Origin of the sequence: Actinoallomurus purpureus (assembly GCF_024055795.1) — a bacterium.
In the GTDB taxonomy this organism is placed as follows: Bacteria; Actinomycetota; Actinomycetes; order Streptosporangiales; family Streptosporangiaceae; genus Actinoallomurus; species Actinoallomurus purpureus.
The window spans coordinates 26,223-35,616 of the sequence record NZ_JAMXMY010000038.1; the positions used below are offsets into that span (position 1 = coordinate 26,223).

General features: G+C 71.4%; 11 protein-coding genes. 7 read left to right on the forward strand and 4 right to left on the reverse strand.

The window, feature by feature from the left end:
* The first annotated feature begins 24 nt into the window (after positions 1-24).
* Entirely contained in the window at positions 25-945 is a 921-nt protein-coding gene (locus NE236_RS41790; RefSeq protein WP_252847870.1) for an asparaginase, read from the forward strand.
* Here the strand turns inward: NE236_RS41790 and NE236_RS41795 are convergent.
* The gene (locus tag NE236_RS41795) at positions 942-2,600 is read right to left on the reverse strand and encodes a DUF2207 domain-containing protein (protein WP_252847871.1); all 1,659 of its coding nucleotides are present in this window, start codon (positions 2,598-2,600) and stop codon (positions 942-944) included. The genes NE236_RS41790 and NE236_RS41795 overlap by 4 nt on opposite strands.
* A 186-nt stretch (positions 2,601-2,786) precedes the next feature.
* Between NE236_RS41795 and NE236_RS41800 the strand changes: the two genes are divergently transcribed.
* The 5 genes from NE236_RS41800 (at position 2,787) to NE236_RS41820 (ending at position 6,240) form a co-directional block, all read left to right on the forward strand.
* Positions 2,787-3,773: a neutral zinc metallopeptidase gene (locus NE236_RS41800; RefSeq protein WP_252847872.1), complete on the forward strand. Its 987-nt coding sequence runs from the start codon at positions 2,787-2,789 to the stop codon at positions 3,771-3,773.
* Between the two features lie 10 nt (positions 3,774-3,783).
* Positions 3,784-4,890, forward strand: a complete 1,107-nt coding sequence (locus tag NE236_RS41805) for a neutral zinc metallopeptidase (protein WP_252847873.1) — start codon at positions 3,784-3,786, stop codon at positions 4,888-4,890.
* A gap of 72 nt (positions 4,891-4,962) precedes the next feature.
* On the forward strand, positions 4,963-5,349 hold the full coding sequence (locus NE236_RS41810; RefSeq protein WP_252847874.1) for a helix-turn-helix domain-containing protein: 387 nt from the start codon (positions 4,963-4,965) through the stop codon (positions 5,347-5,349).
* Between the two features lie 7 nt (positions 5,350-5,356).
* A complete protein-coding gene (locus NE236_RS41815; protein WP_252847875.1) occupies positions 5,357-5,719 on the forward strand; it encodes a hypothetical protein in 363 nt (120 codons plus the stop codon).
* 182 nt (positions 5,720-5,901) lie between these two features.
* Positions 5,902-6,240 carry a DUF2516 family protein gene (locus NE236_RS41820; RefSeq protein WP_252847876.1) on the forward strand — a complete coding sequence of 113 codons (339 nt, stop codon included), beginning with the start codon at positions 5,902-5,904 and terminating at the stop codon, positions 6,238-6,240.
* A 12-nt stretch (positions 6,241-6,252) separates the two neighbouring features.
* On the opposite strand, the gene NE236_RS41825 is transcribed toward NE236_RS41820, so the two are convergent.
* Positions 6,253-6,978, reverse strand: a complete 726-nt coding sequence (locus tag NE236_RS41825; protein WP_252847877.1) for an SGNH/GDSL hydrolase family protein — start codon at positions 6,976-6,978, stop codon at positions 6,253-6,255.
* A 27-nt stretch (positions 6,979-7,005) separates the two neighbouring features.
* Here NE236_RS41825 and NE236_RS41830 point away from each other — a divergent pair, with 27 nt between their 5' ends.
* Complete coding sequence (locus NE236_RS41830; protein WP_252847878.1) at positions 7,006-7,245, forward strand: alanyl-tRNA editing protein; 240 nt, start codon at positions 7,006-7,008, stop codon at positions 7,243-7,245.
* Positions 7,246-7,340: 95 nt separating this feature from the next.
* On the opposite strand, the gene NE236_RS41835 is transcribed toward NE236_RS41830, so the two are convergent.
* Entirely contained in the window at positions 7,341-8,636 is a 1,296-nt protein-coding gene (locus NE236_RS41835; protein WP_252847879.1) for a LamG domain-containing protein, read from the reverse strand.
* A 105-nt stretch (positions 8,637-8,741) separates the two neighbouring features.
* Positions 8,742-9,338, reverse strand: a complete 597-nt coding sequence (locus NE236_RS41840; protein ID WP_252847880.1) for a hypothetical protein — start codon at positions 9,336-9,338, stop codon at positions 8,742-8,744.
* Positions 9,339-9,394 lie beyond the last annotated feature (56 nt).

A 9,394-nucleotide genomic window follows, 5' to 3' on the forward strand; every position in this document is an offset into this window, starting at 1 on the left:
CCGTCGACCCCCCGAAGAGAGAAGATGCATCCCGTCCTCGTCGAAGTGGAACGTTCCGGATTCGTGGAGTCGCGCCACCGCGGCTCGGTGGCCGCGCTCGCCGCCGACGGCTCCCCGGCCGTGCGCATCGGGTCCCCGGACGACCTGGTCTTCCCCCGGTCGGCCAACAAGCCGATACAGGCGGTGGCGATGGCGCGCAGCGGGCTCGCCCTCGAGGGAGAGCTCCTCGCGCTGTCGTCGGCCAGCCACTCCGGCGAGGACTTCCACGTGGAGGGCGCCCGCAAGATCCTCGCCGACGCGGGGCTCACCCCGGACGCCCTCCGCTGCCCGCCCCAGTGGCCGCTGGACCTGGAGGTCGCCGTACGGTCCGAGAGGTCGCGGCTGCGGATGAACTGCTCCGGCAAGCACGCCGCCATGCTCGCCACCTGCGTCATCAACGGCTGGCCGACGGAGTCGTACCTGGAGTTCGACCACCCGCTGCAGCTCGCCGTGCGCGTGACGGTCGAGGACCTCACCGGCGAGCGGGTCGCGGCGACGGGCGTGGACGGGTGCGGCGCGCCGCTGTTCGCCGTCTCGCTGACCGGGGTGGCTCGGGCGCTGCGCGCGATCGTGACCGCCGAGCCCGGCACCCCCGAGCGGCGTCTCGCCGACGCGATGCGCGCCCACCCCGAGTGGACCTCGGGCACCGACCGCGACGAGCGCCGGCTGATGAACGCCGTGCCGGGCCTGCTGGTCAAGTGCGGCGCCGAGGGCGTCGACGCGTTCGCGCTCGCGGACGGGCGTGCGGGCGCCATCAAGATCGACGATGGGGCGATGCGCGCCCGGACGCCGGTGACCGTGGCGACCCTCCGCGCCCTCGGCGCCGCGGTCCCCGACGAGCTGGCCACCGTGCCGCTGCACGGCGGCGACGCCGTCGTCGGCGAGATCCGCGCGGTCGGTTTTTAGGACAGGCTGCGGAACTGCCGGGAGGCGGAGATCGCGCCGGAGGTGGCGAGAGTGAAGCTGCGCATCGACTCGGCGAAGTTCGACAGGTCCCACTCGGCGGGCCCCTCGTACCAGTAGAGGTTGTCCGAGGGGCCGCTGTTGCCCACGCCGACGTCGGCGACCGTCTGCGCCCAGCGCTGGACCACGTCGAAGACGACCGCGTACGGCAGGTAGTGCGAGAACAACGCCAGCCGGTGACCCGCGGGCGCGTCCGGGACCTCGCCGCGGAACAGGTGCGCCCGGAAGCCGAGCGTGTGCGCCAGCACGGTCGCGCCGCGCGCGGTCTTGGCCGGCATGTACTGACCGCCGACGGCCAGCGCCGCACCGGCGATGATCACCGCCAGGCCGATCAGGGCGAGGTTCGTGTAAACGGCCAGCGCGATCGTTCCGAAGACCCCGAGACCGGCCAGGACCATGCCGATGGTGGTCCAGCGGGTGCGCTCGGAGTCGGGCCGGCGGGTGAACCAGCCCTGCCGGACGACGTCCTCGTACAGGGCCTTGCGCACCGCCGCGAGCTGTTCGGCGAAGGTGCCGCCGAGCTCGGACAGTGCGACGACGTCGCGGCCGGTGAACAGGGCGTCGTACAGGATCCGTTCGTACGGCAGCAGGTCGTCCGCCGGGCGTTCCATGCGGCGCAGCTGCCAGTCGATGCGGCCGTACGTCTCGCGGGGCAGCTCCTCGATGAGGAGGTACCCGCGGACGGCGAGGTCGATGATGGTCGCGGTGACGTCGACGACATCGGCCTGCTCGTCGATGAGCGTGCCGATCTGGCCCGGCCGCACTCCGTGCGGCGGGGCGAACCCGGTGGAGTCGACGGGGGCGTGGTCCCCCTCGGCGGCCTTCTTGTTGACGATGCGCGCGTCCCTGCCCCGGGTGACGTACAGGAGGGAGACCCCGCCGAGCAGCAGGGCGAGCAGGCCGAGGAGGGTGCCGCCGGTGACCCCATTGACGGTGAAGGCGGTGGCCACGGTGTGCCGCTGCTCGACGATCGGCTTGCCGGTGGTCGTGCCGGTCGGATACCCGATCATGACCGTCACGTAGTCGCCGGGCTGGAGATCCTCCTGCCGGAAGTCCGCCAACGTATGGGTGTGGTTCGTGAAGAACTGCGTGCAGCCGACGGTGCCCTCCTGCTCGCCGGCGAAGCAGTTGAGGTTCTGGACGACGGCGCTGGACTCGACGGTCACCCGGGTCTGTGTGACGGGGACGTGCCAGCCGCCGGCGGCGGTCCAGTTCAGCTGCTCGCCGCCGCGCAGCGCGGTGATCGCGCCCTTCACCGTGTAGGAGAGCTGGGCCGTGTGCCGGCCGGCGGCGCCGCCACCGGCGACCTGGAGGACGGCGTGGTCGCCCTGGTTCTTCAGGGTGGCGCCCTGGACGTCGCCGACGTCGAACCGGCGGTCCTGGCGGTCGTCGAGGTGCTTGCGGCGGATGAGGGTCCGCGCGGGAGCGTTCCCCTCGTAGCTGACCGTCTCCTTGACCCGGAGGGTCCCGTCCGGCGCCACCGTGATCGCGACGGTGTCCTTGACGACCTGCCCCGAGGCCGCCGACGCGGAGACCGCGCAGGTGAGAAGCCCGGCGGCGATGAGGGGGGCGATCAGCAGCCGCGTGCGAACCAGCATGGGCGCACAGCGTACCGGTGAACCGTCGGCCGGGCGTGACCTGTGGCGGTGACGATCTTGGGCGGGTATGCGAGGTCGATGCCCGACGAGTGATCGCCGTTTCCGCCTGTATGGGATGATTCTCGTCGCGGTCGCCCCTCCCGCGTGGAGCCGGCGTGGCCGGTCCCAGGGGAGGAACGGACAGCAGTGGTAGGTCCCTATCGGCGACGCCCGCCGGACGGCCCGGAGCCGCAAGGCCCGCCGTCCCGGCAGTGGCGCCGGCCCGCGCGGGACCTCGGCTACCTGCCGCCGCGCCGCCCGCCCCGGCGGCGGAGCACGGCCGGCACCATCGTCGGCGCGCTCGGCGGTTTCGCCGGACTGTGCGCGGTGGCGATCGTCGCCTACTCACTGGCCGGGCCGGACCGGTCGGCACCGAGCCTCGGCACCGCCGAAGGCCCCCCACACGCGGGCAGCCGGCAGGCCGCGGTCTCCGGCCCGCTGTACGACAGCGGCGCGCTCGACCCGGTCGGCTGCGCCCTCCCGGCGATCCGGGAGCACGACGACGAGTCGATGCGGGTCTTCCTCGACCGGCTGTCGGACTGCCTGGACGAGGCGTGGCGGCGGCAGTTCGCCAAGGCGGCGCTGCCGGGGTTCGCCGCGCCGCACCGGGTCTTCTGGAGCGAGTCGGGAACGAGCCCGTGCGGCTCGTACCCGGCCCCCGGCGCGGCCGCGTTCTACTGCCCGGCCAACGACACGATGTACGTCGGCCTCGGCGACGTCGTGGAGACGGCGGACGGCGAGCCGGTCTCGCACTACGCGGTGTACGCGCGGGTGATCGCGCATGAGTACGGCCACCATGTGCAGGAGGACGCGGGAATCCTCGAGTACGGGCACCGGCTGATGGTCGACGCGGCCACGGCCGCCCGCAATGAGGCGAGCCGCCGCATCGAGCTGCAGGCGCAGTGCCTTGCCGGCGCGTTCCTGTCGGCCGAGCGCGACAGCCTCCCGATGACGGCCGCCCAGTACCGGGCGGTGCTGGCCGACGCGCGGGCGCGCGGCGACGAGGACGAGCCCGCCGACCAACGCGACCACGGCACTGGAGCCCACTACGCGGGCTGGCTGGCCCGCGGCTACACGCAGCGCGTCCTGTCGTCCTGCAACACGTGGACGGCATCCCCCTCGGACGTTGAATGACAGGAGAAGAATGATGGCTGGACCCGGCTCATGGGGACCCCCGCCCCAGGGACACGGCCAGGGGTACGGCCCGCCCCAGGGATATGGAAGACCGCCCCAGGGATACGGGCCGCCGCCCGGCTACGGCCCGCCGCAGGGGTACGGCCCGCCGCCCGGTCCGCCGCAGGGCCCGCCCCCTCGGCCGCCGTACGGCCCCGGACACGGTCGTCCTCCCTACGGCGTTCCCGGATACGGGTACACGCCGCCGCCCCGGCGGAAGGGCGGCGGAGGCGTGCGGGCCATCGTCTTGCTCGGCCTGCTCGCGATCGTCGGGGTCGGCGGTGCGATGGCCCTCAAGGTCGTCGGCAGGCCGGCGTACACGCCGGTCCGGCCGCCGCTCAGCGCGCCTCCTGCGGCCGGCCAGAACGCCGCGACCAGCCCCCTGTACAAGGTCGGGCGGCTGCCGTCGGACGGCTGCCGCGGGCGGCAGATCACGCAGGGCGACCCACAGTCGTTCCGGCTGTTCCTCGACGGGACGACCGACTGCCTGGATCGGGCGTGGCAGCAGGGCTTCGCTCACGCCGGGATGCGGTTCACGGCGCCGCAGCGGGTCTTCTGGTCGACGCCGGGCCAGAGTCCGTGCGGGACCTACCCGTCGCCGGGCGTCGCCGCGTTCTACTGCCCGACCAACCAGTCGATGTACATCGGCGTCACCGACGCCCAGAAGGCGGCCGGCGGGCTGCCCGTGCGCTACAACGTGGCGTACGCCCGGGAGATCGCCCACGAGTACGGTCACGCGATCCAGGACATGTCCGGCATCCTCGACTACACCCAGCGGGCCCGGTCCGAGGCGACGAGCACCCTGGCCCGCAACGCCGTCACCAAGCGAAGTGAGCTGCAGGCCCAGTGCCTGTCCGGACTGTTCCTGGGCTCGGCGCGCTCGACGTTCCCCGTCACGGCCGAGCAGTGGGCGATGGCGCTGCGGGACTCGTACCAGCGCGGTGACAACGGGCGTCCCCAGGACGAGCGGGACCACGGCACGGACGCGCACTACCGCGGCTGGGTCCAGATCGGCTACAACCGCGGCACCACGGCGGCCTGCAACACCTGGGCGGCCCCGGCCCGCAACGTGAACTGATGTGACTCGTCTCACCGGAAAGTGCTTGCAACTGTGCTTGCAATAGCAAGCACGGCGACGCACAGTAGAGACATGGCGACTTCCAAAGTCGGCTCCATCGGGGAGTACATCCGAGAGCAGCGCAAGCGGGCCAAGGTCTCGCTGCGCCAGATGGCCGAGGTCACGGGCGTTTCCAACCCGTACCTGAGCCAGATCGAGCGTGGGCTGCGCAAGCCGAGCGCGGAGATCCTGCAGCAGATCGCCAAGGGTCTGCGCATCTCCGCCGAAGCCCTGTACGTGCAAGCAGGGATCCTCGACGAGCGAGAGACCGACACGGACGTCCAGGCCGCGATCCGGGCGGACGCGGCACTGTCGGAACGCCAGAAGCACGTGCTGCTCGACATCTACGAGTCGTTCCGCCGGGAGAGCGAGTCCGGCGCGGAAGCCGCCACCGAAGCCACAGCATCGACTGAAGGGTGACCCAGAAATGCCGAACATCACCGAGAAACTGCGCGATTCCAAGGCGTTCTATGTCGCGGCCGGCGCCGGCGACCTGGCGGTCGAGAAGATCCGCGAGGTTCCGGAGCGGATCAACCGCCTGCAGGAGCGGACCGACCCGAAGGACCTGGGCGGCGCCGCACTGGCGTACGTCACCCACGTGGGCGGCCGCGCCGCCGAGGTCGTCGACGGGCTCGCCGAGCGCGGCAAGAAGATCGTGAGCCGGGTCGAGCGCCAGAAGGCCACGCAGCAGCTGGAGGACTCCGTCAAGTCGACGGCCCGCAAGGCCAAGGCGACCGCGGGCCCCGCCAAGGACACCGCCAAGGACACCGCCAAGAAGATCGGCAACTGACCTTCGCGTGCGCGCAGGCGCGCGCACCGGGAGCCCGGGCGGACGCGTCCGCGCGGGCTCCCGGCGTCTCTCCGTACGCTCACTATCGGCAGGACCCCGCCGGAACGCATACGCTGGGGCCCGTACGTGATGACAGATGGCGCGGCGCTCGTACGACGCCGCCCCGGTACAGGGGGCTTATCGTGCTCGCACCAGCCCAGAGTTTCGTCGGCATCGTGTTCTGGGTCGTGGCCATCGCCGCCTTCGTCGTTGAGATCTGGGCGTTCATCGACGCCGTACGACGGCCGGCGGCGGCCTACACGGCCGCGGGAAAGCTCACCAAGCAGAAGTGGCTGATCATCCTCGGCATCGCGCTGCTGTTCGGCCTGGCCGGCGCGGTCGGGTTGGTCTCGATCATCCAGATGCTGCCCATCATCGGCTTCATCGCGGCCGCCGTCTACCTCGCCGACGTCCGGCCCGCCGTGCGGCCGTACGGCGGTCGCGGCGGCTCTTCGTCCTCGGGTCCGTACGGCCCCTGGTGAGCCGCCGGGCCGTCACGGCCTGGCCAGTCCCCGCGTCCGCAGGTCGGCGGCGAGCCGCTCGGCGATGTGACGGGCGCCCGCCGTGGTGGGGTGGGTGCCGTCGGGCAGGATGTACTGCGGCGCGTTGCCGGTGCCCTTGTCGCGGTCCCCGGTGATCCACTGCTCGCCCAGCGGGTCGATGAACGGCACCTGCGACTCCGCGGCCACCTCTCCCATGGCGTCCCGGATCGCCGTGACCGCCTTGGGCGGGTCGCCGCCGCCCCACAGGGGGCCGATGAGTAGCAGCCGCGCGGTGCTCCACTGCCGGTGGACGCCGCCCAGCAGCTGCCGGGCCGCCTCGCCGACGGCCTGCGCCGAATACCTCCGGTCGTTGTGGCCGCCCGAGACGATCACCAGGTCGGGGGCCGGGCGCCAGGCGAGCTGTTCGGTGAACAGCTGCGCGAAGTTCTTGCCGATCTGTCCTTTGGCGATGAACCCGGTGCGCCGGTAGCCGCCGATGATGGGCTGCCAGCCCAGGAGGCGGGCGGTCTCGGCGGCGTACGTCTGCTCCGGGATCTGCCCGAGCTTGCCCGTCGTGTAGCTGTCGCCCAGGAACATGACGACCGGGGCGCGTGCGGCCTGCCGCTTCGGCGCGCGGGACGGGCTCTCCGCCCGCGCCCGGCGCTCCGTGCCCCCGCAGCCCGCCAGGGCGAGGAGGACGACGGCGGCAGCGGCGCAACGAACGGCGCGTCGTCTCAATCCGGGCTCCATCCTTGGCTGACCTTCATGACGACACACCGGACGCGTCGGCTTGAGCTGACCGACCAGACGCTGCGCGAGTGGGAAGCGGTCGTGCTCGACTCGGGACCCGGGGGGATCGTCCTCGACCGCTCGGCATTTTATCCAGGCGGGGGCGGTCAGCCGCCGGATCACGGAGTTCTGCTGTGGCAGGGCGTCGAACTGCGCTCCAGCCGCGTCTCGCCGGTCTCGCGTCCCGGTGAGGTGGCCGCCGCCATTCGCAGGTGACACGGCTTTCGACCATGGGTTGATCCGTTGCCCGGCCGTGAAAGGCGCGCGAGAGTTCCGTTGTCGGTTCGGATGTTCCCGAAGCGGTCGGCGCGTCACGTCCGCTGGGCGGCGACCTGGCGGACCTGTCTCGGAGACAGGGGCATGGCGAACACCCGCACGTCGTCGATGGCGCCCTGCCAGCCGTCGATCGGCGAGCCTTTCAGCAGGGCCCGGCCGATGTCGAGGGGGCCGCCGGCGCGGGTCATTTTCGTACGCTTCCGGCAGGAGCCGGGTTCGCCGTCGACGTAGAGACAGAGCTGCCGGTCGGCGGGATCGAACACCGCGGCGAGATGGGTCCACCGTCCGGCGACGGGACGGCGACCGCCGTAGGCGGTCTCGTTGCCGTTCGCCCAGGAACTGACGCGGTCGGGGACCATGAGCGCCCAGTCGGTGTGCTCCGCGTCGTAGGTGAGTAGGACAACGTCGGGCGCGTCACCCGTATGGTGCGCGGCGATCACTGTGCCGGCGCGCCGGGTCTCCGCCAAGAGGACCCACGCCGTGATCGTGAAAGCCGCGTTGGTGTTGATGACGGGGCGGTCGGCGACCGCGTGACCGTTCCCGCCGAGGCTGAGCGCGTGGCCGGACGGGGCCGTCGTACGGGTGGCGTCGCCACTGATCCGCAGGTGCAGGCCGTGTCCGGAGGAGTCCAGCGCGGTCCGCCCGCCGGTCTCCTCGAATCGCCACCAGCCGGCGGGCGTGGGCAGCGGCGGCGCGGCGGCAGGGACCGAAGGACGCTTAGGCTCCTCCGGAATCGCGCGCGACGAGACGCTGACCGCGAACACAACCAGGAGGATCGCGGCGAGCGCGCCGGCGGGGGCCAGCAGCCCCGCACGTCGTCTGGCGGGCCGGGACCGGGCGCGGGGATCACCCAGGCGGACGGTCAGGCCCTCACCGCGATGCGGATGCGTCATCGGGTGGGGCGGCGGGGCGCCGGCAGGAGCCGCCGGTGGTTCGTCGGGGGATCGGACGGCGTCCTCGGTGGGATCGACCGGCTCGGCCGGGAATGGCGTCGCGGTGTCGGCGCCTGGAGCCGGCTCGGCCGCGGAGCGGGGGGTGGGATGTTCGCCGACGGCGAGGGCACGGCGGACCGCCGTCCACGCCGCGACCGTATCGTCGGGACAGCCGCATGCCGTTACCAAGCCCTTGACCAGCTCTTCCCGGGGCAGCGACTCACGCTTGAGAGCCGAGGCGATCGTGCTGTGCGGTAGGGCGTATCCGTGCTTCGCCGCTTCTTTCTCCAGCTCACGGTAGGTCAGGCCCGACCATGCCTTGAGCCGTCGCAGCTGCGCGACGAAATCGGCCGCAGTACGCGCGTCGTGAGGATCCGGGGCGGAACTCTCCAAAGACACGGAAGAGAACTTACCTCGTACAACCCCGTCAAGTGGCCTGTTGGGACGGGTCGACGAAGGCGGGGCTGCCCGGATGCTCCAGGCAGCCCCGCCATGCTGAGTCGCTTACTTCACGTTCTTGTAACGGATGCCGTAGTACCCGCCGTCCGCCAGCTCCTTCCAGGACTTGAAGTCCCGGTTGGCCTTGGTGCCCGTCTGGTTCTCCTGGAGGACCCAGACACCCTTCGACGTCCGCTTTTGGACGAGAGCCACGTGACCGTGCGCCTGGCTCTTCGGCAGACGGGTGATCGCGTCGCCCTGCTTGATGTACTTCTTCCAGTTCTTGATGGGCGAGCTGTACTTCTTGGCGATCAGGGTCTTGGTCCATTCCGTGTTGCTGTGCAGACCCCACGCCATCGACACGAACCCGGAGCAGTCCTGCCGGTAGTAACCCTTGCTGTCGCAGTGCCACTTGATCTGCGAGTACGAGACCTTGCCGATCCAGGTCATACCGCGCGCGACGATCTGTGCGCGCGTCAGATGCAGATCTTTCTTGGGCTGGGGCGTCTTGCATTTACTGGTAGCGGCGATGGGCGCCTGGTTCGTCGGCATCGTGACGCTGGTGCGGTGGCTCGCGGCGTTCGCGGTGCTCGCGCCGGCGACGCCGACCAGCGCTACAGCCGCCAGTTGAACGGGGATGAGCGTTTTGAAGGAGGACTTCATCGGCTTCTTCCTGTTCGGGGGGGGGGGGGGGGACCCGAACCATTTTGTCTATTGTT